Annotated in this window: 25 protein-coding genes and 1 tRNA gene; 11 read left to right on the top strand and 15 right to left on the bottom strand. The window is 69.2% G+C overall.

What is annotated here, in order from left to right; all coding sequences use genetic code 11:
• Positions 1-23: 23 nt before the first annotated feature.
• On the top strand, positions 24-443 hold the full coding sequence (locus tag CJEDD_RS10230; protein WP_042407079.1) for an HIT family protein: 420 nt from the start codon (positions 24-26) through the stop codon (positions 441-443).
• On the opposite strand, the gene CJEDD_RS10235 is transcribed toward CJEDD_RS10230, so the two are convergent.
• From CJEDD_RS10235 to CJEDD_RS10245, 3 genes are all read right to left on the bottom strand, one after another.
• Positions 418-1,794 carry a sensor histidine kinase gene (locus CJEDD_RS10235; protein ID WP_042407076.1) on the bottom strand — a complete coding sequence of 459 codons (1,377 nt, stop codon included), beginning with the start codon at positions 1,792-1,794 and terminating at the stop codon, positions 418-420. The genes CJEDD_RS10230 and CJEDD_RS10235 overlap by 26 nt on opposite strands.
• A gap of 6 nt (positions 1,795-1,800) precedes the next feature.
• Complete coding sequence (locus CJEDD_RS10240) at positions 1,801-2,508, bottom strand: response regulator transcription factor (RefSeq protein WP_042407074.1); 708 nt, start codon at positions 2,506-2,508, stop codon at positions 1,801-1,803.
• A gap of 153 nt (positions 2,509-2,661) precedes the next feature.
• Positions 2,662-2,737, bottom strand: a tRNA-Thr gene (locus CJEDD_RS10245).
• 66 nt (positions 2,738-2,803) lie between these two features.
• Between CJEDD_RS10245 and thrE the strand changes: the two genes are divergently transcribed.
• From thrE to CJEDD_RS10275, 6 genes are all read left to right on the top strand, one after another.
• Complete coding sequence (thrE, locus tag CJEDD_RS10250) at positions 2,804-4,258, top strand: threonine/serine exporter ThrE (RefSeq protein ID WP_232297707.1); 1,455 nt, start codon at positions 2,804-2,806, stop codon at positions 4,256-4,258.
• Between the two features lie 64 nt (positions 4,259-4,322).
• Positions 4,323-4,658: a hypothetical protein gene (locus CJEDD_RS10255; protein ID WP_042407070.1), complete on the top strand. Its 336-nt coding sequence runs from the start codon at positions 4,323-4,325 to the stop codon at positions 4,656-4,658.
• Positions 4,658-5,935, top strand: coding sequence for an alpha,alpha-trehalose-phosphate synthase (UDP-forming) (locus tag CJEDD_RS10260; RefSeq protein ID WP_042407067.1), 1,278 nt, complete (start codon positions 4,658-4,660; stop codon positions 5,933-5,935). The genes CJEDD_RS10255 and CJEDD_RS10260 overlap by 1 nt, the downstream gene beginning before the upstream one ends.
• On the top strand, positions 5,932-6,339 hold the full coding sequence (locus CJEDD_RS10265; RefSeq protein WP_052333777.1) for a hypothetical protein: 408 nt from the start codon (positions 5,932-5,934) through the stop codon (positions 6,337-6,339). Before CJEDD_RS10260 ends, CJEDD_RS10265 begins: the two co-directional genes overlap by 4 nt.
• Positions 6,336-7,040, top strand: a complete 705-nt coding sequence (locus tag CJEDD_RS10270) for a trehalose-phosphatase (RefSeq protein ID WP_042407064.1) — start codon at positions 6,336-6,338, stop codon at positions 7,038-7,040. The genes CJEDD_RS10265 and CJEDD_RS10270 overlap by 4 nt, the downstream gene beginning before the upstream one ends.
• Positions 7,022-7,789, top strand: coding sequence for a CE1 family esterase (locus CJEDD_RS10275; RefSeq protein ID WP_042407062.1), 768 nt, complete (start codon positions 7,022-7,024; stop codon positions 7,787-7,789). The genes CJEDD_RS10270 and CJEDD_RS10275 overlap by 19 nt, the downstream gene beginning before the upstream one ends.
• Here the strand turns inward: CJEDD_RS10275 and rlmB are convergent.
• The 8 genes from rlmB to CJEDD_RS10315 form a co-directional block, all read right to left on the bottom strand.
• On the bottom strand, positions 7,767-8,696 hold the full coding sequence (gene rlmB, locus CJEDD_RS10280) for a 23S rRNA (guanosine(2251)-2'-O)-methyltransferase RlmB (protein ID WP_042407059.1): 930 nt from the start codon (positions 8,694-8,696) through the stop codon (positions 7,767-7,769). The genes CJEDD_RS10275 and rlmB overlap by 23 nt on opposite strands.
• A 3-nt stretch (positions 8,697-8,699) precedes the next feature.
• Positions 8,700-10,031: a cysteine--tRNA ligase gene (gene cysS, locus CJEDD_RS10285; RefSeq protein ID WP_042407056.1), complete on the bottom strand. Its 1,332-nt coding sequence runs from the start codon at positions 10,029-10,031 to the stop codon at positions 8,700-8,702.
• Positions 10,032-10,042: 11 nt separating this feature from the next.
• Entirely contained in the window at positions 10,043-10,603 is a 561-nt protein-coding gene (locus tag CJEDD_RS10290) for a hypothetical protein (RefSeq protein ID WP_042407053.1), read from the bottom strand.
• Positions 10,604-11,164 (bottom strand): hypothetical protein, encoded by a 561-nt coding sequence (locus tag CJEDD_RS10295; RefSeq protein ID WP_273657510.1) that lies wholly within the window; start codon positions 11,162-11,164, stop codon positions 10,604-10,606. It lies immediately after the preceding gene.
• Between the two features lie 25 nt (positions 11,165-11,189).
• Positions 11,190-12,446: a hypothetical protein gene (locus CJEDD_RS10300; RefSeq protein ID WP_042410441.1), complete on the bottom strand. Its 1,257-nt coding sequence runs from the start codon at positions 12,444-12,446 to the stop codon at positions 11,190-11,192.
• 79 nt (positions 12,447-12,525) lie between these two features.
• The gene (gene ispF / locus CJEDD_RS10305; RefSeq protein ID WP_042410444.1) at positions 12,526-13,005 is read right to left on the bottom strand and encodes a 2-C-methyl-D-erythritol 2,4-cyclodiphosphate synthase; all 480 of its coding nucleotides are present in this window, start codon (positions 13,003-13,005) and stop codon (positions 12,526-12,528) included.
• Between the two features lie 22 nt (positions 13,006-13,027).
• Complete coding sequence (gene ispD, locus CJEDD_RS10310; protein WP_420536339.1) at positions 13,028-13,762, bottom strand: 2-C-methyl-D-erythritol 4-phosphate cytidylyltransferase; 735 nt, start codon at positions 13,760-13,762, stop codon at positions 13,028-13,030.
• Complete coding sequence (locus tag CJEDD_RS10315) at positions 13,763-14,368, bottom strand: CarD family transcriptional regulator (protein ID WP_042407784.1); 606 nt, start codon at positions 14,366-14,368, stop codon at positions 13,763-13,765. It lies immediately after the preceding gene.
• Between the two features lie 165 nt (positions 14,369-14,533).
• Here CJEDD_RS10315 and CJEDD_RS10320 point away from each other — a divergent pair, with 165 nt between their 5' ends.
• Both CJEDD_RS10320 and radA read left to right on the top strand, forming a co-directional pair.
• Positions 14,534-15,094, top strand: a complete 561-nt coding sequence (locus CJEDD_RS10320) for a hypothetical protein (RefSeq protein ID WP_042407792.1) — start codon at positions 14,534-14,536, stop codon at positions 15,092-15,094.
• A gap of 99 nt (positions 15,095-15,193) precedes the next feature.
• On the top strand, positions 15,194-16,555 hold the full coding sequence (gene radA / locus CJEDD_RS10325) for a DNA repair protein RadA (RefSeq protein WP_042407782.1): 1,362 nt from the start codon (positions 15,194-15,196) through the stop codon (positions 16,553-16,555).
• On the opposite strand, the gene CJEDD_RS10330 is transcribed toward radA, so the two are convergent.
• Together CJEDD_RS10330 and CJEDD_RS10335 are read right to left on the bottom strand one after the other, a co-directional pair.
• Positions 16,548-17,270, bottom strand: a complete 723-nt coding sequence (locus CJEDD_RS10330; RefSeq protein ID WP_042407779.1) for a hypothetical protein — start codon at positions 17,268-17,270, stop codon at positions 16,548-16,550. The genes radA and CJEDD_RS10330 overlap by 8 nt on opposite strands.
• A gap of 9 nt (positions 17,271-17,279) precedes the next feature.
• A complete protein-coding gene (locus CJEDD_RS10335; protein WP_042407776.1) occupies positions 17,280-17,900 on the bottom strand; it encodes a carbonic anhydrase in 621 nt (206 codons plus the stop codon).
• Between CJEDD_RS10335 and CJEDD_RS10340 the strand changes: the two genes are divergently transcribed.
• Positions 17,899-18,780, top strand: coding sequence for an HhH-GPD family protein (locus CJEDD_RS10340; protein ID WP_042407773.1), 882 nt, complete (start codon positions 17,899-17,901; stop codon positions 18,778-18,780). The two genes, CJEDD_RS10335 and CJEDD_RS10340, sit on opposite strands and share 2 nt — an antisense overlap.
• On the opposite strand, the gene CJEDD_RS10345 is transcribed toward CJEDD_RS10340, so the two are convergent.
• Positions 18,759-18,929 (bottom strand): DUF4236 domain-containing protein, encoded by a 171-nt coding sequence (locus tag CJEDD_RS10345; RefSeq protein WP_074432537.1) that lies wholly within the window; start codon positions 18,927-18,929, stop codon positions 18,759-18,761. The two genes, CJEDD_RS10340 and CJEDD_RS10345, sit on opposite strands and share 22 nt — an antisense overlap.
• A 24-nt stretch (positions 18,930-18,953) precedes the next feature.
• Between CJEDD_RS10345 and CJEDD_RS10350 the strand changes: the two genes are divergently transcribed.
• A complete protein-coding gene (locus tag CJEDD_RS10350; RefSeq protein WP_081764547.1) occupies positions 18,954-20,405 on the top strand; it encodes an alpha/beta fold hydrolase in 1,452 nt (483 codons plus the stop codon).
• On the opposite strand, the gene CJEDD_RS10355 is transcribed toward CJEDD_RS10350, so the two are convergent.
• Positions 20,402-23,143, bottom strand: coding sequence for an ATP-dependent Clp protease ATP-binding subunit (locus CJEDD_RS10355; protein ID WP_042407770.1), 2,742 nt, complete (start codon positions 23,141-23,143; stop codon positions 20,402-20,404). The two genes, CJEDD_RS10350 and CJEDD_RS10355, sit on opposite strands and share 4 nt — an antisense overlap.
• Positions 23,144-23,206 lie beyond the last annotated feature (63 nt).

Below are 23,206 nucleotides of genomic sequence, written 5' to 3' on the forward strand. Positions count from 1 at the left end.
ATTTACCGGTACCGTCAGAACACATGAGCACCGTATTCAGCAAGATCATCGCAGGCGACATCCCGGGGCGCATCGTGTACAAGGACGACACGGTCGCCGCGTTCCTCACCATCGAGCCGGTGGCGTACGGCCACACGCTCATCGCCCCGGTCGAGGAGATCGACAAGTGGACCGACATCCCGGCCGGCCTCTGGGCGCATATGAACGAGGTCGCGCAGAACGTCGGCAAGGTGATCGTGGAGAAGTTCGACGCCGAGCGCGCCGGCTACCTCATCGCCGGCTTCGAGGTGCCGCACGCGCACATCCACGTCTTCCCCGCCGACGACATGTCGGGCTACAACCTTTCGAGCGCGATGCGTCACGACGAAACGGACGACGCGAAAATGGACGCCGCCGCCGAAGCCATCCGCGAGGGGCTTACGCAGCAGACGGCAGCGAAATAGTAAACGTCGAGCCCTGGCCCGGCGCGGTTTCCACCCTGATCGTGCCGCCGTGAGCCTCCACGAGGGACTTGGTGATGGCCAGTCCCAGCCCCGAGCCGCCCGTGGAGCGGGTGCGCGAGGTGTCGGCGCGGTAGAAGCGCTCGAAGATGTGCTCCGCGTCCTTCGCCTCCATGCCGCGGCCGTTGTCGGCGACGTCGATGACCACGCGGTCGAGGTTGTGGCGCACCGTGACGGTCACCTCCGCCTCCGGCCCGCCGTGCTTGAACGCGTTGGTAACCAGGTTGAGCAGCACCTGGTAGAGCCGGTCCGGGTCGCCGTTGACCATGGCGACCTCCGGCGTGTCCGCCACGACCTCGAGCTTCCGGTCCGGGAACGCGCCGCGCGCGGTGTCTTTCACCGACATGACCAGCTCGAGCACGTCGACAGGTTTCTTGTTCAGGCGCGCGCCCTCTGCGCGGGTGAGGGCGAGCAGGTCCTCGACGAGCAGCTGCATGCGGGCGGACTCCTCGTCGATCTTTGACAGCACCATCTCTGGGTCGCCGCCCATGCGGTAGAGCTCCGCGTAGCCGCGGATGCTCGTCAGCGGGGTGCGCAGCTCGTGGGAGGCGTCGCCGACGAACCGACGCATCTGCTCCTCCTGCGTCTGCGCGTTCTCCAGGGACTCCTGCAGCCTGCTCACCATCGTGTTCATGGCGTAGGAGAGCTTGCCCACCTCCGTGTCCTTCGGCCAGGCGGGCACGCGGCGGTCGTGGTCGCCGTTGGCGATAGCCAGCGCGGTGTCCTCCACCGTCTTCAGCGGCGCGAGCGCCCGGGCGACGAGGAGGTACGACCCCACGCCGATGCCGCACAGCGCGAGCACACCGACGCTGCCCTCGACCCACGCGAGCGCGCGTAGCATGCGCGACTCCGGCTCGAGGGACTTGGCCACGTACTGGATGGTGCCGTTGGTTTCCATGTGCGCGACGGCGCGCCACCGCTTCTGCGGCTGCTCAGAACCCGGCAGCGAGGTCACGGTCTGCGGCGTGTCCAGGGCCGTGAGCTGGTCGTAGTCGGGCGGACTCGACTCGCCGCGGCGCGGGATCCGGTCGCTCATGCCGGGGTACTGCGTCGCCTGGTTGAATTCGCTCGGCAGCGAGCCGAAGTTGAACTGCCACCCCGCGCTCTGCAGGGCCCACGTGCTCAACCCCTCCTCGAGCTGGTCGTCGGCGCGGCCAATGAGCAGGTGGCGCATGACGTAGAACGTGAGCAGGGAGCTCAGGGCGGTGCCGATGACGGAGACCGCCATCACCGCCGTGACCAGCTGGCGCTTGAGCGGCTTCTTGGACGTCGCCGTCAGTACGGAGTACCCCATGGGCGGCTACTGGCGCGGGGTGCGCAGCACGTAGCCGACACCGCGGACGGTGTGGATGAGCTGCACGTCGCCGGTGTCCACCTTGCGGCGCAGGTAGGAGATGTATGACTCCACGACGTTGCCGTCGCCGCCGAAGTCGTAGTGCCAGACGTTGTCCAGGATCTTCGCCTTGGACACGACCACCTCCGCGTTGAGCATGAGGTAGCGCAGCAGGTTGAACTCGGTGGGCGAGAGTTCCACGATCTCGCCGGCCTTGGTCACCTCGTGCGTGTCGTCGTTGAGCGTGAGGTCGGCGTAGCGCAGCGTCGAATCGCCCTCGCCCTCGTCCGTAACGTTGCCGCGGCGCAGGATCACGCGCAGGCGGGTGACCACCTCCTCGAGGGAGAACGGCTTGGTCACGTAGTCGTCCGCGCCGATGGTCAGGCCGTGGATGCGGTCCTCCACCGCGTCCTTCGCGGTGAGGAACAGCACCGGCGCGTCGAGGCCCTCCGCGCGCAGCTTGCTCAGCAGCTCGAACCCGTCCATCTCCGGCATCATCACGTCGAGGATGTAGGCGTCCGGCTTCCACGTCCGCGCAAGCTCGAGGGCGGCCGAACCCGAGTTGGCGCTTTCCACCTCGAAGCCTTGGAACTTCAGGGAGACGGTCAGCAGCTCCACAATGTTCGGTTCGTCGTCGACGACGAGCACCTTGAGGTTCTGGGCGGTCTCAGTCATGGTCTGCACTCCGTTTCAACAGGTTTTCTGGCCCGAGCATCAGTCGCGCCCAAGCATTACTCAAGCGATCTAACCTCACCTTACTGAGCGTTTGCTGTACGTGCGCTGTATTCCCCCGACGGCGTTGCCCCGAAAACGGTGCGAGCAAAAAAGTGGAGCTGGAGACGGGACTTGAACCCGCAACCTACGGTTTACAAGACCGTTGCGCTACCAATTGCGCCACTCCAGCAATGCGCAGAATCTTACACACGGCCCGCGACTGCGCGACAACTCCCTAACCGTTACTGTGAGCGGTGTGGCAAACGGGAACACACTGTGGGAGAGGATCTCCGGCTCGCGGCAGCGCGTGGCAACGATCGACGAGGCGCGCACCTCGCCGCCGCCATCCGTCCTCGCCCCGGTAAACCTGGCTGATCCGGCGGAGGTCGCCGCGGTGATGAACATCGCGGCGCGCATCGGTGAGATCCTCATCGCCAACGCGACGACGTGCTCCGACGCGATCAAGCAGATCCAGACCGTGTGTTCCTCCTATGGCCTGCACTACGTGCACGTCTCCATCACGGTGAACACCATCACGCTCAACACCATCATCGGCGTGGAAAAGCGCACCCCGGTGAACGTGTTCCGCGTGGTCACCATGATCAGCGAGAACTACCACAAGCTGCAGGAGGTCGACCGCCTCATCCGCTCCATCCGCTCGGGCGCCACCCCGCCGGAGCTCGCGGAGAAGATCCTCAACGACATCGACACCTCCCCCATCCCCCACCGCAACTCCCGCAACCTGCTGGGCTGGACGGTCATGGGCTTCTTCGTCGCCATGCTCCTCGGCGGCGACCTGCTCATGATGGTCATCGGCGGCCTCACCGCCTTCCTCATCATGGGCTTCAACAAGCTCCTCTCCCGCGGCGGCCTGCCCGCGTTCTTCCACAACGTCATCGGCGGATTCCTGGCCACGGTGCCGGCGGCGATCTTCTACGACTTCTCCGCCACCGCCGGCCGCACGATCGTGCCCAGCCAGCTCATCGCGACGGGCATCATCGTGCTGCTCGCGGGCCTCACGCTCGTGCAGTCGCTTCTCGACGGCGTGACCGGGTCCCCCCTCAACGCCTCGGCCCGCTTCTTCTCGGCCATGCTCAACACCGGCGGCATCGTCGCAGGAGTCGCCACCGGCCTCGTCGCCTCCGAGGTGGTGGGCATGCCGCTGCCGCCGGTCGAGCTGCTCCCCGGCGCCGCCGCCTACTCGAGCAGCCTGCTCACCGTCCTCGGCGGCGGCATGGCGGCGGCGTCGTTCGCCGTAACCTGCTTCGCCGAGCGCCCGGCGATCTTCCTCTCGTTCGTCACCGCCGCCATCGGTTCGGCGATGTATTACATCGTGCTCACGCCGCTCGGCGCGGGCCGGCTCATGGCCACGGCGGCCTGCGCCATCGCCGTCGGCCTCGCCGGCGGCCTCATCGCCCGCCGCTTCCTCATCAACCCGGTGATCACCGCGGTCGCGGGCGTGACCCCGTTCTTGCCGGGCTCGTGGATCTACCGCGGCATGTACGCGCTGATGAACGAGCAGATCCTGCTCGGCATGATGAACCTCTTCACCGCCATCGGCACCTGCCTGGCGCTGGCCGGCGGCGTGGTGTTCGGCGAGTGGATCGCCCGCCGCATCCGCGCCCCGCAGCTCTACGTCCCCTACCAAGCCTTCAAGCGCGCGGGCCGTTCCACCTTCGAGCAGCTGCGGAGGGTGCGCGGACGCCGGTAGCGCGATCGCGTAAACTCGGAGGCCTTGGAATAACAGGACGCTTCACCCCAGGGAGGAACCCGTAGTGCCACCGAAGATCACCGATTCGCGCCCCAACGCCGAAGCGACGCACGCCGTCGAGGAGCAGACGGCCTCGGGCGCCCGTCGGATCGTGGCCACCTACGCCGAGGACTTCCTCGACGGCGTGACGCTGATGTCCATGCTCGGGGTTGCCCCGAAGGGCTTCGTCTATAAGCGCTACGTCGAAGACCTGGAGAAGGAAGAGGAAGCGCCGAAGAAGGCCACCAAGAAGGCCACGAAGAAGAAGGCGACCAAGAAGAAGGCGACGAAGAAGGCCGCCAAGAAGGCCACGAAGAAAGCGACCAAGAAGTCCACGAAGAAGACCGCCAAGAAGGCCTGATGGGGGACAACGCGTTCGTCGTCGTGGCCAACCGCCTGCCGGTGGACCGCGTGGGCGGGCGCTATGAGGTCTCACCCGGTGGCCTCGTGGCCGCGCTCGCGCCGGTACTGCGCTCCCGGGAGGGGTGCTGGGTGGGCTGGCCCGGCGACGTCGGGGTGGAGCTCGAGCCGTTCATGTTCAACGGGATTTCGCTCGTGCCCGTTGCCCTGGACCAAGAGGACTTCGAGGGCTTCTACGAGGGCTTTTCCAACTCCACGCTGTGGCCGCTCTACCACGACCTCATTGTCACCCCCGAGTACAAGCAGGAGTGGTGGGAGCGCTACGTCGCGGTGAACGAGAAGTTCGCCCGGGCCGCGGCCGGCGCCGCCGCCCACGGCGCGACCGTCTGGGTGCAGGATTACCAGCTCCAGCTCGTGCCGGGGATGCTCAAGGCGCTGCGGCCCGACCTCACCATCGGGTTCTTCCTCCACATCCCCTTCCCCGCGCCCGCGCTGTTCCAGCAGCTGCCGTGGCGCAACGAGGTGCTCGAGGGGCTGAAGGGCTGCGACCTCATCGGGTTCCAGCGCCACGCGGACGAGGACAACTTCCGGCTGCTCACCACGGAGATCCGCACGGGCACCTTCCCCATTTCGATTGATCTTGGGGAGATCGAGGCGGCGCCGGAGGCGTCGATACGCAACCTGCGCGAACGCGTCGGCGACCCGGAACACCTCCTGCTGGGCGTGGACCGGCTCGACTACACGAAGGGGATCCTCCAGCGGCTGCTCGCGATCGAGTCGCTGCTCGAGGAGGGCAAGCTCGACGACATCGCGTTCATCCAGCTGGCCACCCCGTCGCGCGAGCGCATCGAGCACTACCGCACCACGCGCCGCGAGGTCGAGGAGGCGATCGGGCGGATCAACGGCCGCTTCGGCGACGTGGGCCGGCCGGTGGTGCACTACGTCCACCGCAGCATCCCGAGGGAGCAGCTGGGCACGTACTACGCCGCCGCCGATATCATGCTGGTCACCCCGTTCAAGGACGGGATGAACCTCGTGGCCAAGGAGTACGTCGCCGCCCACCCGGGCGGGGACGGGGCGCTCGTGCTCTCCGAGTTCGCCGGCGCCGCCGTCGAGCTCCACCAGGCGTACCTGTGCAACCCGTTCGACCTCGAATCCGTCAAGGACGCCATCATGGCTGCCACCGAGCCCGACCCGGCGCGCATGCGCCAGATGCACGACTGGGTGGTCGAGCACGACGTCGCCGCCTGGGCGCGCGCGTTCCTGGAGGCGCTGTGAAGCGCGTCCTCATCATCCTGCCCGCCCTCGCCCTCGCCGCCTGCTCGCCCGCGCCAGTGTGGCAGGTGGTCTCGGTGCGCACCTCCGCAGACCCCGCCACGGAGACGGGCCTGTCGCGCCTGCGTATCGACGACCACAGGTTCTCCGGCACCACCGGCTGCGCCGACGTCGCGGGCGAGTTCGACGGCGGTTCCGACGGCGGTTCCGACGGGGGTGACACGATCACGCTGCGCGACGTCGCACTCGGCGACCCGGGCGACTGCACCGGCTGGGCGCGCCACACCCACGACCAGCTCGCGCCGCTCATCGTCGACGGGGCGACGTTTCGCATGCGGCACCCCTCCGATTTCGAGATCGTGCTTGTCGGGGATCTCGGCGAGACCGTGAGGCTGATGCAGGAATGATCGCCCGCGCCGCCACGCTCCTCGTCTGCCTCGACTTCGACGGCACCCTCGCCGAGCTCGACCCGGACCCGTACGCCGTGCGCCTGCACCCGGGCGCGGAGGACGCCATCCGCCGCCTCGCCGCGCTGCCGGGCACGGAGGTGGCCGTGCTCACCGGGCGCCACCTCGCCGGCATTCGGCGCGTCCTGCCCCCGGACCTGCCCGCCACCCTCGTCGGCTCGCACGGGGCGGAGCCGGGTCCGGAGCTCTCCCCCGCGGATCAGCGCTACCTCGAGAGGATCGAGCGCGAGCTGCACGCCATCGCGGCGCCGCCCGCCTACGTGGAGGTTAAGCCCTACCAGCGGGTGCTCCACGTCGCACCGGTCGAGGACGCGGAGCAGGCGCGGGCGATCCTCGACGGGGCGCGGCGCCTCGACGCGCGCACGGTCACCGAGGGCAAGAACGTCCTCGAGTTCTCCGCCGTGGACATCACGAAGGGGACGTGGCTGGCCGAGCACAAACGCGCCTTCGACGCCACCGTCTTCGCGGGCGACGACGACACGGACGAGACCGCGCTCGCCGTCCTCGGCCCGGGCGACCTGGGCATCAAGGTGGGCGACAAGCCGTCCGCCGCCGCGCTGCGCCTCGCGGATGTCGACGCGATGGCGGACTTCCTCACCCAACTCGCAGACGAAAGGCAGGCATGGAGCGCCACACGCTAGTCCACCAGGGGCGGGAGCGCCGCTGGATTGAGGTCCCGGGGGATTCCGGCACCCTCCTGCTCGTCCTCCACGGCTCGCTGCAGTCCGGCAGCGTCATGCGCAACTTCACCGACCGCACCTTTGAGGGCCTCGGGCCCACCGTCGTCTACCCGGACGGCGTGAAGCACCACTTCAACGACCTGCGCACCGGCTTCAACGAGGACGCGCGCCGCCTCAAGGTGGACGACGTCGGGTTCCTCACCGCAATCGTCGAGCGCTACGCCATGCCCACCATCGGCTGCGGTTTCTCCAACGGCGGGCAGATGGTGCTGCGCCTGCTGTTCGACGCCCCGGGCCTGCTTGCCGGCGCCGCCACGTTCGGCGCGTCGATGCCCACGCCGGACAACACCATGGTTCCGACTGGCAACTACCGCCCGACGAAGCTCCTCTCCGTGCAGGGCACCGCTGACCCGCTCGTGCCCTACGAGGGCGGCGAGGCCGGCATCGGGGGCGCCAACCGGGGAGAAACTCGCAGCGCCGTGGACTCCGCCGCGTTCTTCGCCGGGTTGAACGGGTGCGCGGGCCGCGAGACGCAGCAGCGAGGCGGCGTCCGCGTCGACGACTGGGCCGGCGAGCACTCCGTCCGCCTGGTCACCCTCGAGGGCGCCGGGCACCTTGTGCCGGTGCGCAAGGAGCTCGACGCGCGACTCGGCCCCAACCCGCAGGCCCCGACGGGCGGGGAGCTCCTCAGCGAATTCTTCTTTGCCTAGCGAACTCGCTTAAGACCACGCCCGCCGCCACGGAGGCGTTGAGGGACTCCACCCAGTCCTCCATCGGCACCGACATGATGACGTCGCAGTTCTCGCGTACCAGCCGGGAGATGCCCTTGCCCTCGCTGCCGACGACGATGACCACCGGGCCCGTCGCCTGGTCGAACGTGTCCAGGGTGTGCTCCCCGCCCGCGTCGAGTCCGACGACGGTGTAGCCGTTGTCCTGGAACTGCTTCACGGTGCGCGTCACGTTGGTCACCCGCGCCACCGGCAGCCGCGCCGCCGTGCCCGCCGAGGTGCGCCACGCCACGCCCGTGACCTGCGCGGAGCGGCGCTCCGGGATGATCACGCCGTTGCCGCCGAACGCCGCGGTCGAGCGAATGACGGCGCCGAGGTTGCGCGGGTCCGTGATGTTGTCCAGCACGACGAACATGCCGGGCCCGTCGACGGACTCGAGCAGCTCGTCGAAGTCCGCGTACTGGTACGGCTGGATCTTCAGCCCGATGCCCTGGTGCATGCCGTTGCCCGTCATGGCATCGAGCTGCGGGCGCGGCACCTCGTGCACCGGGATGTTCTTCGAGTTGGCCAGACCGACCGCCTCGCTGAGCCGCTCGTCGTGGCCCGTGCCCTGCGCAACGTAGAGCGCCTCCGCCGGAACCTTCGCCTTGAGGCACTCGATGACGGGGTTGCGGCCCACCACCATGTCGGCGACCTCTCGGTCGTGGCGGCCCTGCGCCCGACGCTGCTGCTCCAGCTTGCGCTTGTGCGCCGCGTGGTAGACGCGGTCCTCCGCCTTCGGGGTCGCACCCTTGCCGCGCAGGCCGCGACGGCGCTGGCCGCCGGAGCCCTTCGTCGGGCCCTTCTTGTTCTTCTTCTGCTTGTCGGGCCGCTCGTACGGTTTCGCCATGATCTACTCCTTCACCTGCCACTGCGGCCCGTCGGCCGTATCCGTCACCTCGATGCCGGCTGCGGCGAGCCTGTCGCGCACCTCGTCGGCGGTCGCCCAGTCCTTCTCCGCGCGCGCGGTCGCGCGCCGCTCGAGCTCGGCGGCCACGAGGACGTCGAGGGCATGATTGCTTGACTGCGCCCGTTCGGTCCCCCACGCCCCCGGATCAATCCCGAGCACGGCCGCCATCGCGCGCACCTGGGCCGCGAACGGCTTCGGGTCCGCGGCCTTGTTGCCCTCGCGAACCAGGGTGTGGATCTCGGCCAGCGCCTTGGGCACGGCGAAGTCGTCGTCAAGCGCCTGCTCGAAGCCCTCCGTCCACGTCGTAGGCTCGGGCATCCCGGCGCGTTTGACAAACTCCTCGATGCGCCGGTAGCCGGCCGCCGCCTCCTGCAGCGCCTCCGGCGAGTACTCGAGCACGCTGCGATAGTGCGCACTGCCGAGGTAGTAGCGCAGCTCCACCGGGCGGACCTGCTCGAGCATGTTGTCGATGGAGAGCACGTTGCCGAGCGACTTCGACATCTTCTCGCCCGCCATGGTCACCCAGTGGTTGTGCATCCAGTACCGGGCAAACCCGTCGCCGGCCGCGTGGGACTGCGCCTGTTCGTTCTCGTGGTGCGGGAACTGCAGGTCAAGCCCGCCGCCGTGGATGTCGAACGTGTCGCCCAGGTACCACGTGGACATCGCCGAGCACTCGAGGTGCCACCCCGGGCGGCCCGGCCCCCACGGGGTGGGCCAGCTCGGCTCGCCCGGCTTCGCGGCCTTCCACAGCGCGAAGTCGGGATCCTCGCCCGCCATGTCCTCGAGGCGGTTGCCGGAGAGCGACCCGTAGTCCCCGCCCGCGCGCACCCAAGCCTTGACGTCGAAGTAGACGGAGCCTTCGCGGGGGTAGGCGAAGCCGGCGTCGATGAGCCGCTGCATATAGTCGACCATCTGGGTGACGTGGCCGGTCGCGCGCGGCTCGACCGACGGGGGGAGCACGCCGAGCGTGTCGTAGGCGCGGGTGAACTCGCGCTCGTACGTGGACACCCACTCCCACCAGGGGCGGCCGTGCTCCTTCGCCTTGGTGAGGATCTTGTCGTCGATGTCCGTGACGTTGCGCACGAAGGCGACGTCATTGCCGTTGGCCGCGAACCAGCGGCGCACGATGTCGAACGCGACACCGGAGCGCAGGTGGCCGATGTGCGGCTTCGCCTGCGGGGTCGCCCCGCACAGGTAGATCGAGACGTGGCCGGGGGTGACCGGCTCGAAGTCGCGCAGCGTGCGGGTCTTAGTGTCGTAGATGCGTTGGTTCACAACACCGCAGTCTACAGCTGCGGGTTCTCTACCCTCAGCTCCGAGTAGCGGGCCTCGGGGACGGTGAACGTGTAGGGCTTGCCCACCGCCTCCCAGGTCTGTTGCGGGCTGCACTTCACGTCCTGCGCGTCGCCATCGAGCATGGTGAAGCCCCAGACCAGCCGCCCCCACGTGCCCGGCTCGAGGGTGTACGGCCCGACTTTCTGGTTCACAGCCCAGCTCACCTGGTGGACGTATTTCCACCCGTAGGCGCGCGAGACGTTCTTCACTAGGTCTCCCTTCGGCGTGACCGTCCCGGAGACCTCGAGCGTCTGCACCCGCTTCTCCTTCACCGTGTGCGTAACCGGCACCGCTTCCTCGGTGTCGTTGGCGACGCTCGTGGCGTCGGTCTGCTTGAACCAGCGGCGGGTGGCCTCGACGTAGGTGTCCTTCCGGCCCGGCGTGGCGCAGTGGCTACCCGGCGCGAGGTCGTCGCTCCAGCGCTGCGGGAGCTCGAAGTCGTAGCTGTCCGCGCGCGCCGTCGGGGCGAGGGCGACAGCCGCGGCGACGAGCGCGGCGGTGACTTTCTTCATCTACGCGCCCCAGTCGATGTTGTCGCGGGTGCTCACGCGCACGTGGCGCTCCTTGGGCATCGTGGCAGTGAAGGTGTTGCCCGCGCCCTGCCAGGTGTGGTCGGCGCCGCAGACGGTCTCTTGGCCCTCGAAGTCGGAGACGATCCAGCCGGCCTGCATCACGGCGGTCTTGCCCGGCGCGACATTGTACGGCCCGATCTGCTCGCCCACCTCGTAGGACTGCTCGTTGGTGTAGCTGGTGGAGAACGTGAACTGGACGAGCTTTGCCACGTCGAAGCTCAGGCCCGCGGTGACGTTCCACGTCTTGGTCTTGGTTTCCTTGATGGTGCGGGTGAGCGGGAGCGGCTCGTCGTTGTAGTTGGAGACGGTCCAGGTCCCGGCAGAGCCGTCGAAGTAGCTGCGGACGATGTCCACGGTCTGGCCGCGGTCGCCCGGGTTGGCGCAGCTCGCGCCGATGGTCGTCGGGTTGGTGGCGGTGTACGTGCGCTGCGGCAGGGCGTTCGCGGCGGGGGCGAGAGCGAGGGTGGCAGCGGCGGTGAGGGCAGCGATGGTGCGCTTCATGGGTGAGTCCTTTGCAGTGTTGGGGTTACAGGTAGGTCTGGGTGGGAACCGGCAGAGTGCGGTAGCGGTCCGGCGTGACGTCGACGGTGCGCTTCGCCCCGTCCTTGCCAGTGATCACGGCCTCTGCCCAGAACCCGCTCGGGGCGCTGGACTGCGGCTGCGCGGTCACGCGCGAGTACTTACCGTCGCGCCCGGCGGAGATCTCGCGGTAGTTGATTCGCGTCATCGTGGTGCCGTACTCAACGTGGACGCGCTCTCCCGGCTTGAGGTCGATGGGTTTCAGCTTCGTGCCCACCGGCATGTACGCCCGCTTCACGGCGCCGACCGAGGTGAGCCAGCCGTCCGGCAGCCTGCCGTCGTTGCCCATCCAGTTGAGGTACTGGTTGTTCTCGGCGCCGACGATGTAGTCCGTCAGCGGCGTGAACGTGTAGTCGCCCTTCGTCCAGTTGAGGAAGTCCTGGGAGTACCCCGGCTTGCGGTACGTCGGCGCCACCGCCTCGATGTCGTACGGGTAGTAGGACTTGTCGCCGCGGCGCGCCGGCTGGTTGAGCTCGGGCCACTCGGGGCTGCGCTGGTAGCTCGCGTCGGGCTTGACCGCGACGTCGCGCTCGCTCGCGACCTTCTCCAGGCTCGGGCCCGACGTCGCCGTGTAGGTCTGGTCGTCGCTCGGCTTCGAGTTCGCGCCCTGACCCCGCGTCGGGATCTCAAGCGCGAGGTCGGACACGGTGCCGTCGGCCTTGATGATGTAGGCGAACGCGTAGCGCTCCGCCGGGCCCGTGCCGCGGATGATGCTCGAGCCGGGCGCGTTGCGCAGCACCCCGTTGTCGCAGTTGAGGAACATGGCGATGAAGTCCTTCTCCACCACGCCGTAGTCCACGCGGAAGGACTCGCCAGGGCCGAGCTTGATCGGGCCGAAGGTCTCGCCCTCGATCCACCCGTTTGACTCCTTCAGGCCGATCTCCGCCTTCGCGGTGGTGTCCCACCCGCTCGGCAGCGCGGCCTTCGAGTTCGCCTCGATCTTGCGGTTGGTGCCCGTTTCCACCGTCGCCGTGTACGGCACCGTCTGGTTCGTGCGGTTGGTGAACTGGAGGGAGCCGTCAGGGAGGTAGCGGCGGGCAATTTCCCCGTAGTGCCAGTCGGGGTTCGCCTCCACCTCGCACGCCGTGTCCAGGCGCTCAATCGGGTATCCCTGGGGCATGGCGGGGACGGCGGCGGCGACGGGCGCGTGGGCCACCGCCACCGCCGTCACCGCGGCGAAAATCGCTTTTGTCCTGGTGTGCATATGATCACAATAACGTAAGAAACGCCTGGACGCGCGTACAAATCTCCAGGATGCCGTCTCACCAGGCGGAACGCCCGCGCTAGACCTTCTTGAGCTCCACCAGCGCGGTCGCCACCGCCGCGCGGCCCTCCCCGCTGCCTGTGAACCCCATGTGGTCCGTCGTCGTCGCCGAGACCGACACCGGGGCGCCGAGCGCCTCGGAGAGCACCCGCTCCGCCTCCTCGCGCACCGGGCCCATCTTCGGCGTCTGGCCGATGAGCTGGGCCGAGACATTGACGACGGCGTGCCCGTGGGCGTCGAGAAGCTCCCGCAGCTCGCCCAGGAGCTCAACGCCGCGCACGCCGTCATACTCGGGCCGGTCGACGCCGACGAACGAGCCGAGGTCGCCGAGCCCCGCGGCGGAAAGCACCGCGTCGACGATGGCGTGGCTGACCACGTCGCCGTCGGAGTGGCCCTCGCAGCCGTCTTGACCCTCGTGGAGGATGCCGGCGATCCAGCAGTCCTTGCCGGCTTGGATCTGGTGGGCGTCGAACGCGGTGCCTACGCGCAGGTTCGTCATGCCCCCGACGGTACGGGAACGCCTAGCGCCCCGCACCCCCGTCGACCCCGTCCACCCCGTCGACCCCGTCCACCACGGCCACCCCGTCCACCACGGCCTCGGCGAGGCGCAGATCCAGCGGCGTCGTGATCTTGAAGGCCAGCGGGTCTCCCTCGACCGCCACCACCGGCACGCCAAACCACTCCATGAGCGAGGCGTCGTCGGTGGCCACGAAGTCCGGGGCGGTGGAGAAGTAGCTCTCGTTCGCCTCGCGCAGCAGGCGCAGGTCGAAGCCCTGCGGCGTCTGGGCCGCGCGCAGCACCGAGCGGTCGAGGGTCTCCTCGATGTCGCTCCCCGAGACGCGCTTCACGGTGTCCGCCACCGGCACGACCGGCACGACGGCCTCCGCCCCGCCCAGGACCGCGCCCACCACCCGCTCGATCATCGCGGGCGGGGTGAGCGCTCGGGCGGCGTCGTGGACGAGCACGCAGCCGTCGTCAAGCGAAATCGCCTCGAGCGCGGCGAGGATGGAGTCGGCGCGCTCCGCGCCCCCGTGGACGAACTGCACGTCGTGGCCGGCGAGGATGCGCCGCGCCTCGGGTTCCATGGGCGGGCTGACCACGACGACGACGCGCCCGATCCCGGCCGCCTCCATCGCCGCGACGGAGCGCTCCACCAGCGTGCGCCTCCGCAGCTCGACGTAGGCCTTCGGCACGTCGGCACCGAGGCGCGTGCCCTGCCCCGCGGCCGCGACGACCGCGACTACTTCGCGGCCCAATTAGTCCTCGTTGTCGCCTTCGTCGTCGCCCTCGTCGTCGAAGGACAGCTCGTCGAGATCCACGTCGTCATCGTCGTCGATCTGGCCCGGCTCCTCGGAGATACCCGCCTTGACCTGCTCGTCGATGATGCGCTGGATCTCGGCCTCCATCTCCTCGACCTTCTTCTCGTCGACCGGCTCGGCCAGCGCGAGCTCGCCGACGAGGATCTGGCGGGCCTTGCCCAGCATGCGCTTCTCGCCGGCGGACAGGCCCTTGCCCTGGTCGCGGCGCCACAGGTCGCGCACAACCTCGGCCACCTTGTTGATGTCACCGGACGCGAGCCGCTCCTGGTTCGCCTTGTAGCGCCGCGACCAGTTGCCGGCCTCCTCGACGTCGGTCTCGCGCAGCACGGAGAAGACTTTCTGCAGCCCCTCCTCGTTGACCACGTCGCGCACGCCGACGAGCTCGGAGTTCTTCACCGGCACGCGAACCTCGAGGTCGGAGTGGAGGATCTGCAGCACCAGGTAATCGAGCGTCTCGCCGCGCATCTCGCGCTGCTCAATGTCGGCGATGCGGGCCGCGCCGTGGTGCGGGTACACGACCACTTCTCCGACCTTGAATTCCATTGCGGCTCCTTCACACTCGGCGTCGTTCGAACCACATCACCCTACCACCGGGCATTTGCGTATCGACGACCCAAGGCTTTCTCTCCGAATAGGGGGAGAAAGTGGGAAAAGTAGCTGTGCTAGCGCTATGGTTAGGCGGAGAAATCCCTCGAATGAGTTGAAATGATGGAGGACACTCCCGTGAAGTCCCTGAACCGCGCCGCTGTCGTCGCCGTCGCCGGTGCCACCCTGGCCCTCGCCGGCTGCTCCGCCGGCCAGATCACCCAGACCTCCAGCCAGGTCGCGGCCGTCGACGGCGCGAGCGGCGCCACCGAGGACGGCGGGCTCGCTGTCCGGGACGTCACGGTCGTCCTCGACGAGGACGGCTCCGCTGCGGTGAAGTTTTCCGCCACCAACCAAGACACCTCCATGAAGGAGCACGAGCTGAAGTCCGTCACCGTCGACGGCAAGCCGGTCACCATCGCGAATGAGGCGAAGATCGGCTACAACTGCGTGCTCGTGGCCGACTCGGCGAACGGCATCAAGCGCATGCCGCAGGACTCGGACAACTGCATCAACTACACCGCCACCTCGCTGAACAACGACAGCTTCGCGTACGGCGGCACCCTCCCGGTGAAGTTCAACTTCGACTCGGGCTCAATCGAGGTCCAGGCGACCGTGGGCGCGCCAACCCTGGCGTCCGGCCAGTTCGACCGCGACCCGAGCGAGGGCGGCCCGGAGCACTAAGCTTCCGGAGCACGAACCGCCCCGCGCAGCCGCTGGCCTTGGCCAGCGGTTTTTTCGTGTTCGAGGGCCGTGTCGGCGGCGTGTTATACGGTGTCCGGCATGGCAAAGAAACCACGCGTGATCCACACCTGCTCCGAGTGTGGCTACTTCTCCCCCAAGTGGCTCGGCCGCTGCCCCGAGTGCGGGTCGTGGGGCACGTTGCAGGAGGAGGCGCCGGTCGCGGCCGCCGCCGGCCCGGTGCGGGCGGCGGCGCTCACGCCCACCTCCCCCGCCACCCCGATCACGAAGATCGACGCGGCGGCCACGCACACCGTCGCCTCCGGCATCGGTGAGCTCGACCGCGTGCTCGGCTCGGGCGTGGTGCCCGGCTCCGTCGTGCTCATGGCGGGTGAGCCGGGCGTGGGCAAGTCCACCCTGCTCCTCGAGGTCGCCTCGCGCTGGGCCGGGCTGGGTCGAACCGCGCTCTACGTCACCGCGGAGGAGTCCGCCGGCCAGGTGCGGGCGCGCGCCGAGCGCACCGGCGCGCTCAAGGAGTCGCTCTACCTCGCCGCCGAGTCCAACCTCGACGTCGTCTTCGGCCACGTCGAGCAGCTCAAGCCCTCGCTGCTCATCGTCGACTCGGTGCAGACTATGCACGCCGCCGGGGTCGAGGGCGTCGCCGGCGGCGTCGCGCAGTCCCGGGCGGTCACGGCCGCGCTGACCACGCTGGCGAAGACGACGAACATGCCCGTCCTGCTCGTCGGCCACGTGACCAAGGACGGCAACGTCGCGGGCCCGCGCGTGCTCGAGCACCTCGTCGACGTCGTGCTGAATTTCGAGGGCGACCGGCAGTCGTCGCTACGCATGCTGCGCGGCATCAAAAACCGCTTCGGCGCGACGGACGAGGTGGGCTGCTTCGAGCAGACCGCGGACGGCATCCGGGAGGTGCCCGACCCGTCGGGGCTGTTCCTCTCGCACCGCGGGAAGACGCCGGACGGGTCCGCGGTGACCGTGGCGATGGACGGGGTGCGCCCCATCCTCGCGGAGGTGCAGTCGCTCACGGTCGACCCGGTGAACAAAAGCCCGCGCCGCGTGGTCACGGGCCTCGACTTCAACCGCGTGCCCATGGTGCTCGCGGTGCTGCAGGCGCGCTGCGGCGAGCGCACGAACGACAAGGACGCATACGTGGCCACGGTCGGCGGGATGCGCGTGACGGAAACGGCGACGGACCTCGCCGTCGCGCTCGCCACGTGGTCGAGCCTCCACGAGCAGCCGCTCCCGCCAAAGACGGTGGTCATCGGGGAGGTCGGCCTCGCCGGCGAGCTGCGGCGCGTGCCCAACCTCGGGCGCCGCGTGCAGGAGGCCGCGCGCCTCGGCTACGAGCGCGCCATCGTCCCCGCCGGGGAGCGCCTGCGTATCGACGGCCTGGCGGTCCACCCCGCCGCAACCCTCGGGGAGGCCATCGCGCTGGTGTCTAGGTGATGTTGAACGGTGTCGCCTCGGAGGCGTTGTCACCGATCACGGCGTGGAGGAAATACGCGCCCGGCTTCACCGCGGGGCGGTTGGAGCACTGCCCCGGCTGGGACGCGGTCACGGACCAGCGCGCCTCCCAGCGCTGCTTCGCGCCGGGCGGGAAGTTCTGGATACCGGTCGCCACCGGCTCGTAGCAGTCGGTGTCGGACCAGATGCGCTCGTTCGTGCCCATGTCGTAGACCTCGAAGCGCAGGAGGTTCTTGTTCAGGTCGATGACGCACTCGGTGTCGGTGGGGTTGTCCACCTCCATCTGGAACACCGGCTGGACGCCGGCCGCGTAGCTCGGCTGCGCCGTGATCGCGGTGATCACCAGGTCCTTCAGCTCGCACGCGCCGGTGCGGGCGGGGGCGGCGACGGCGGAGGTCGCCGACGCGGTTGCCCCCACGGTGACCTGCGTCGTGGCGGTGGCCGTCGTGGGGGCCGTCGAGGGGGCAGTCGCGGATTCGCTCTCCCCCGGCACCGTCACGGTCGGCTCGGTGACCAGGGTCGTCGTGGGCGTGGACTCCGCCGTCTCGGTCTCGCTCGAGCCCCCGTCGCCGCGGCCCCCGCGCGCCGCAGCCGTGAGCGCCCACACCAGCAGTGCCACAACCAGCAGGAGGATGACGAGTGCCGCCACGCGGCGGCGCATGTAGATCTCCGGAGGCAACGGGCGCTGGTTCGACATGCCTATAACTTAGCCACCGAAGTTTTCGTAGGTGGTCTCGACACGGCCGTCGGACAGCCGGTAGCGGGCGCCGACCACGCCGAGGGTGCCGTCGCCCAGCGCGGCGGCGACCGCGGGGACGCGCGAGGCGAGGAGCTCCGCGCCGTTGCGGGCGTGGGCCTGCTCGACCTGCTCGCCGCGCGCCTTCGCCTCGATGACGGACGGCGCGATCTTCTCCACGAACTCCCTGGTCAAACCGGTCGGGATCTCGGCGGACTCGAACGCGCCCGCGGCCGCGCCGACGGCGCCGCACTTCTCGTGGGACAGGAACACCAGGAGGCTGACGCCGAGTCCGGCCACGGCGTACTCGACGGAGGCGGCGACGGCGGCGTCGACGCAGCCGCCGGCGGTGCGGACGACGAAGATGTCGCCGAACCCCGCGTCGAACAGCAGCTCCACCGGCACGCGCGAGTCGGAGCAGCCCACGACGCACACGGCGGGCTGCTGGCCGGACGTGAGCGCCTCCCGGGTCGCGGCGTCGCGGTGGGGGGCTTCAGCGTTGCCTGCGGCGAAGCGCTCGTTGCCTTCGCGCAGTCGCTCCCACACCTCGCGCGGGGAGCCGGCGGACTTCAAATCAGTTGCATTCGTCATGCCCACTATTCTGGCACGCATTGTGACGAACATCCCCCCTGACAAGATCATCGCCTGGTACCGCGCCAACGCCCGCGACCTGCCGTGGCGCGCGCCCGGGACCACCGCGTGGGGCGTGCTGCTCAGCGAGGTGATGAGCCACCAGACCCAGGTCGAACGCGTCGCTCCGGTCTGGCGGGAGTGGATCGAGCGCTGGCCCACCCCGGAGGCGTTCGCCAAGGCACCGACGAGCGACGTGCTCCGCGCCTGGGGCAACCTCGGCTACCCGCGCCGCGCGCTGCGGCTGCGGGAGTGTTCGCTGGCGATCGTCGAGAAGCATGGCGGCGTCGTGCCCGACGATGTCGACGAGCTCCTCGCCCTGCCCGGCATCGGCGACTACACAGCGCGGGCCGTGGCGTGCTTCGCGTACGGGAAGAACGTGCCGGTCGTGGATACGAACGTGCGGCGCGTGGTGGCGCGCGCGGAGCACGGCCGCGCGCTGGGCACGCCGGGGAAGAAGGAGCTCGCCGAGGTCGCGGACCTATTGCCCCGGCGCGGCGGGCCTGCGTTCTCCGCGGGGCTCATGGAGTTCGGCGCGCTCGTGTGCACGTCGAAAGCGCCCGCGTGCGAGGCGTGCCCCATCGCCGCCCGCTGCGCGTGGCTCGCCGCCGGCAGGCCCGCCCCAGTAGCGCGCCCCCGCACGCAGACGTTCGCGGGCACCGACCGGCAGGTCCGCGGCAAGATCATGCGGCTGCTGCGCGAATCGGAGTCCCCCGTCGAGCAGTCGCGTATCGACGCCCTCTGGCCCGACCCCGCCCAGCGCTCCCGCGCCCTGTTCTCACTGCTCGACGACGGTCTTGCCGAGCAGGACGAGCGGGGCTACTTCCACCTGCCGCGGTAGTTCAGCCCGCCCGGGAGCTTGACGTAGACGCCGCCGCGCGAGTTGAACGTCACCGGGCCGATCTTCTTCGATGCGGAAACGCCGGACTTGGAGTAGTTCAGCCAGCTGTCGTCGCTGATCTTCTGGCGCTTTCGGTACTCGATACCCATGGCACGGAGCCTACACTGCCACGTATGCGTAAACGATGGTGTCTGTTGGCTGTCTCCGTCCTGTTAGCCCCCTGCGCGCATGCGGAGGACCTCAGCGCGGAGTCACTGTCCTCGCTCGCCGAGGTCGGCTCCGCGACCCACGAGGTTGTCGACGACGCCTCATCGCTCTCCTCCCTGCCCGAGCTGTCCTCGCACGCGCTGCGCGGCAGCGCCGGCGCGACTGCGGGCGAGCTCGACGCGAAGCGCCGCGTCCCCGGCTCCCAGGGCAAGCGCATCCGCTACACCTCCGTGAACGAGCAGGGCGAGAAGGTCCCCGTCACCGGCGCGCTGTACAACCGGCCGTTCGCGAAGGGCCTCGTCGTCCTCGCCCCCGGCACCCGCGGCCTCGGCGACCAGTGCGCGCCCTCGGCCGGGTCCTCGATGCTCTCCTCCGTCGGCCCGGGCACCACGCTCAACGTCAACTACGAGGCGCCGATGGTGCAGATGCTGCTCGACGCCGGCTACCGCGTCGTGGTCACCGACTACATCGGCCTGGGCACCGAGGGCCTGCACACCTACCTCAACCGTGTGGACCAGGGGCACGCGCTTATCGACGCCGCTCGCGCCACCGCCAAGCCGCACGAGAATGTCGCGTTCTGGGGCTACTCGCAGGGCGGCGGCGCGGCGGCTGCGGCCGCGGAGCTCGTCGCCGACTACGCCCCGGAACTCAACGTGGTGGGCACGTTCGCCGGCGCTCCCCCGGCCGACCCGCTCGGCGTGCTGCAGCAGGGCAGCGCCCCGATGCTCACCGCCGTCGCGGGCTTCGCCGCCGCGAGCTACGCGGAGACCTACCCCGAGTTCAAGGAGGCGCTCGACGAGCACCTCACCGACGAGGGCAAGACGTGGCTCGAGGGGCTGAAGACGGCTTGCGTCGTCGACGCATCGCTGAAGTCCCCCACCAGCTTTGCCACCCTGTTCAAGGACGGGAAGTCCTTCGCGGAGATTGCGGAGGAGGACGAGCGGATCGGCAAATACCTCGAGCGCAACAAGCTGGGCAAGGTGCCCACCTCCGCGCCGATCATGGTGCTCACCAACCTCGACGACGACCTCGTGCCGGAGCCGCAGGCCACCCAGCTCGCCGCCGACTACTGCAAGGTCGGCGCCCCGGTGGAGTACCGCCGCGTGGTCATCCCGGGCTCGCCGACCCAGCCGCTGGCAAGAGGCAAGGTCGAACTCACCCCGAAGTCCCCCGGCTCCGGGCACGCGGTGCCGCTCGTGCTCCAGACCGGCAACGCCATCGAGTGGATGGACGACCGCTTCGCGGGCAAGCCCATGACACAGGTGTGCCCCTCCGACGTCCCTGACTACCAGGTCGTGGAGGGGCTCAACGCCGTCGAGATCACCGCGCTCGTGCTCGCGGTGCTCGGCGCCGCCGGGGCCGCGGCGTGGTGGGCCTACCCGCTGGTCGCGCCCTACCTTCCGCAGCTGCAGCTCTAGACCGGCTCCGGCCCGTTGCCCTCGTTGCCCTGCTCGGGGTTCTCGGGCTGCTCCGGGTCGGTCTCGCGCTCGTCCGGGAACTCGGAGGCCTGCGTCTCCGGCTCGGTGCGCTGCGGCTCGATGTCGCGCACCTCGTCCTCGGGCTCGACGTCGAGCGTCTCGGCCGGCAGCGGCTTCGGGCGCGGCGTGAAGGTGAACGTGGCGTCCGGGGCGGCCTTGCCGCGCTCCTTGCGCGCCGCCTCCACGTCGCCGTCCCAGCCCTCGACGTCGACGGTGATGATCTCGCCGGCGCCGATCTCGCCGAAGAGGATCTTCTCCGACAGCACGTCCTCGATCTCGCGCTGGATGGTGCGGCGCAGCGGGCGGGCGCCGAGCACCGGGTCGAAACCGCGGACCGCGAGGAGGCTCTTCGCCTTCTCGGTGAGCTCGATGCCCATGTCCTGCGCCTCGAGGTTCTTGTCCACGCGGCCGATGAGCAGATCCACCATCTGGACGATCTCGTCCTGCGTGAGCTGCTTGAACACCACGATCTCGTCGATGCGGTTGAGGAACTCGGGGCGGAAGTGCTTCTTCAGCTCGTCGTGAACCTTGCCCTTCATGCGCTCGTACTGCGCCTCGGAGTCGACCGCGCCGTCGCCGGAGAAGCCCAGGCCGACCGGCTTCGAGATGTCGGAGGTGCCCAGGTTCGAGGTGAAGATGAGCACCGTGTTCTTGAAGTCCACGTTGCGGCCCTGGCCGTCGGTGACGTGGCCCTCCTCGAGCACCTGGAGCAGCGTGTTGTAGATCTCCTTGTGCGCCTTCTCAATCTCGTCGAAGAGCACGACGGAGAACGGCTTGCGGCGCACCTTCTCGGTGAGCTGGCCGCCCTCCTCGTAACCGACGTACCCCGGAGGGGCACCGAAGAGGCGCGAGGCGGTGAAGCGGTCGTGGAACTCGCCCATGTCCACCTGGATGAGCGAATCCTGGTCGCCGAAGAGGAACTCCGCGAGCGCCTTCGACAGCTCGGTCTTGCCCACGCCGGACGGGCCGGCGAAGATGAACGAGCCGGATGGGCGGTTCGGGTCCTTGAGGCCGGCGCGCGTGCGGCGGATGGAGCGGGAAACGGCCTTGACAGCCTCGTCCTGGCCGATGATGCGCTTGTGCAGCTCGTCCTCCATGTGCAGGAGGCGGGAGGATTCGCTCTCGGTGAGCTTGAACACCGGGATGCCGGTCCAGTTCGCCAGCACGTCCGCGATCTGGTCCTCGCCGACCTCCGCTATGTCCTCGAGGTCGTCGGAGCGCCACTTTTTCTCCTTCGCGGAGCGCTCCTCGCCGAGCTTGCGCTCGGTGTCGCGCAGCCCGGCGGCCTTCTCGAAGTCTTGGGCGTCGATCGCCGCTTCCTTCTCCTTGCGCACCTCGGCGATGCGGTCGTCCACCTCGCGCAGCTCCTCCGGCGCGGTCATGCGCTTGATACGCATGCGGGCGCCGGCCTCGTCGAGGAGGTCGACGGCCTTGTCCGGCAGGAAGCGGTCGTTGATATAGCGATCCGACAGCGTGGCCGCCGCGCGCAGCGCGTCGTCGGTGTAGGAGACGCGGTGGTGCGCCTCGTAGCGGTCGCGCAGGCCCTTGAGGATCTGGACGGTGTCGTCCACGCTCGGCTCGTCCACCTGGACGGGCTGGAAGCGGCGCTCGAGGGCGGCGTCCTTCTCGATGTGCTTGCGGTACTCATCCAGCGTGGTCGCGCCGATGGTCTGCAGCTCGCCGCGCGCCAGCTTCGGCTTGAGCAGGCTGGCGGCGTCGATGGCGCCCTCTGCGGCGCCCGCGCCGACGAGGGTGTGGATCTCGTCGATGAACAGGATGATGTCGCCGCGCTGGTTGATCTCCTTGAGCACCTTCTTCAGGCGCTCCTCGAAGTCACCGCGGTAGCGCGAGCCCGCGACGAGCGAACCGAGGTCGAGGGAGTAAACCTGCTTGTCCTTGAGCGTCTCCGGCACCTTGCCGTTGGCGATGTCGAGGGCGAGTCCCTCCACGACGGCGGTCTTGCCCACGCCCGGTTCGCCGATGAGCACCGGGTTGTTCTTCGTGCGGCGCGAGAGCACCTGCATGACGCGCTCGATTTCCTTGTCGCGGCCGACCACCGGGTCGAGCTTGCCCTCGCGGGCCGCGGCGGTGAGGTTGCGGCCGAACTGGTCGAGCACGAGCGAGTTGGAGCGCTCACCGCCCTGCGGGCCACCACCGCTGCGCGCGGCCCCGGCGCCCGCGCCGGCGAAACCGGGCTGGCTGCCCTGCTGCGGCAGCTCCGGGTTCTCGCCCTCGCCGCCCTCGTAGCCGGAGAGCAGCTGGATCACTTGCTGGCGCACGCGTGGCAGGTCGGCGCCCAGCTTGATCAGCACCTGCGCGGCCACGCCCTCGCCCTCGCGGATGAGGCCGAGCAGCAGGAACTCGGTGCCGATGTACTTGTGGCCCATCTGCAGGCCCTCGCGCAGGGACAGCTCGAGCACCTTCTTCGCGCGCGGGGTGAACGGGATGTGCCCGGTCACCGGCTGGGTGCCGTGGCCGATGATGTCGATGACCTCGCGGCGCACGTCCTCGAGGTTGATGCCCATGGACTCCAGGGCCTTCGCGGCCACGCCCTCGCCTTCCTTAATGAGGCCAAGCAGAATGTGCTCGGTACCCATGTAGTTGTGGTTGAGCTCGCGCGCCTCTTCCTGCGCCAACACGATGACGCGGCGTGCCCTGTCCGTAAACCGCTCGAACATGGTTGGGGGACCCCTTCCTAAACCTCACTTTTGTTGTCCCCCACCATAACGCCGGGGTTTCCC

Origin of the sequence: Corynebacterium jeddahense (genome assembly GCF_028609865.1) — a bacterium.
Lineage (GTDB): Bacteria > Actinomycetota > Actinomycetes > Mycobacteriales > Mycobacteriaceae > Corynebacterium > Corynebacterium jeddahense.

Bases quoted from the DNA above. Each gene is read 5' to 3' on its own strand.
- CJEDD_RS10230 (WP_042407079.1), top strand. From the start codon at position 24: ATGAGCACCGTATTCAGCAAGATCATCGCAGGCGACATCCCGGGGCGC.
- CJEDD_RS10235 (WP_042407076.1), bottom strand. From the start codon at position 1,794: ATGGGGTACTCCGTACTGACGGCGACGTCCAAGAAGCCGCTCAAGCGC.
- CJEDD_RS10240 (WP_042407074.1), bottom strand. From the start codon at position 2,508: ATGACTGAGACCGCCCAGAACCTCAAGGTGCTCGTCGTCGACGACGAA.
- CJEDD_RS10260 (WP_042407067.1), top strand. From the start codon at position 4,658: ATGGGGGACAACGCGTTCGTCGTCGTGGCCAACCGCCTGCCGGTGGAC.
- CJEDD_RS10270 (WP_042407064.1), top strand. From the start codon at position 6,336: ATGATCGCCCGCGCCGCCACGCTCCTCGTCTGCCTCGACTTCGACGGC.
- CJEDD_RS10275 (WP_042407062.1), top strand. From the start codon at position 7,022: ATGGAGCGCCACACGCTAGTCCACCAGGGGCGGGAGCGCCGCTGGATT.
- rlmB (WP_042407059.1), bottom strand. From the start codon at position 8,696: ATGGCGAAACCGTACGAGCGGCCCGACAAGCAGAAGAAGAACAAGAAG.
- CJEDD_RS10290 (WP_042407053.1), bottom strand. From the start codon at position 10,603: ATGAAGAAAGTCACCGCCGCGCTCGTCGCCGCGGCTGTCGCCCTCGCC.
- CJEDD_RS10295 (WP_273657510.1), bottom strand. From the start codon at position 11,164: ATGAAGCGCACCATCGCTGCCCTCACCGCCGCTGCCACCCTCGCTCTC.
- CJEDD_RS10300 (WP_042410441.1), bottom strand. From the start codon at position 12,446: ATGCACACCAGGACAAAAGCGATTTTCGCCGCGGTGACGGCGGTGGCG.
- ispF (WP_042410444.1), bottom strand. From the start codon at position 13,005: ATGACGAACCTGCGCGTAGGCACCGCGTTCGACGCCCACCAGATCCAA.
- CJEDD_RS10315 (WP_042407784.1), bottom strand. From the start codon at position 14,368: ATGGAATTCAAGGTCGGAGAAGTGGTCGTGTACCCGCACCACGGCGCG.
- CJEDD_RS10320 (WP_042407792.1), top strand. From the start codon at position 14,534: ATGGAGGACACTCCCGTGAAGTCCCTGAACCGCGCCGCTGTCGTCGCC.
- radA (WP_042407782.1), top strand. From the start codon at position 15,194: ATGGCAAAGAAACCACGCGTGATCCACACCTGCTCCGAGTGTGGCTAC.
- CJEDD_RS10330 (WP_042407779.1), bottom strand. From the start codon at position 17,270: ATGTCGAACCAGCGCCCGTTGCCTCCGGAGATCTACATGCGCCGCCGC.
- CJEDD_RS10340 (WP_042407773.1), top strand. From the start codon at position 17,899: ATGCCCACTATTCTGGCACGCATTGTGACGAACATCCCCCCTGACAAG.
- CJEDD_RS10335 (WP_042407776.1), bottom strand. From the start codon at position 17,900: ATGACGAATGCAACTGATTTGAAGTCCGCCGGCTCCCCGCGCGAGGTG.
- CJEDD_RS10345 (WP_074432537.1), bottom strand. From the start codon at position 18,929: ATGGGTATCGAGTACCGAAAGCGCCAGAAGATCAGCGACGACAGCTGG.
- CJEDD_RS10350 (WP_081764547.1), top strand. From the start codon at position 18,954: ATGCGTAAACGATGGTGTCTGTTGGCTGTCTCCGTCCTGTTAGCCCCC.
- CJEDD_RS10355 (WP_042407770.1), bottom strand. From the start codon at position 23,143: ATGTTCGAGCGGTTTACGGACAGGGCACGCCGCGTCATCGTGTTGGCG.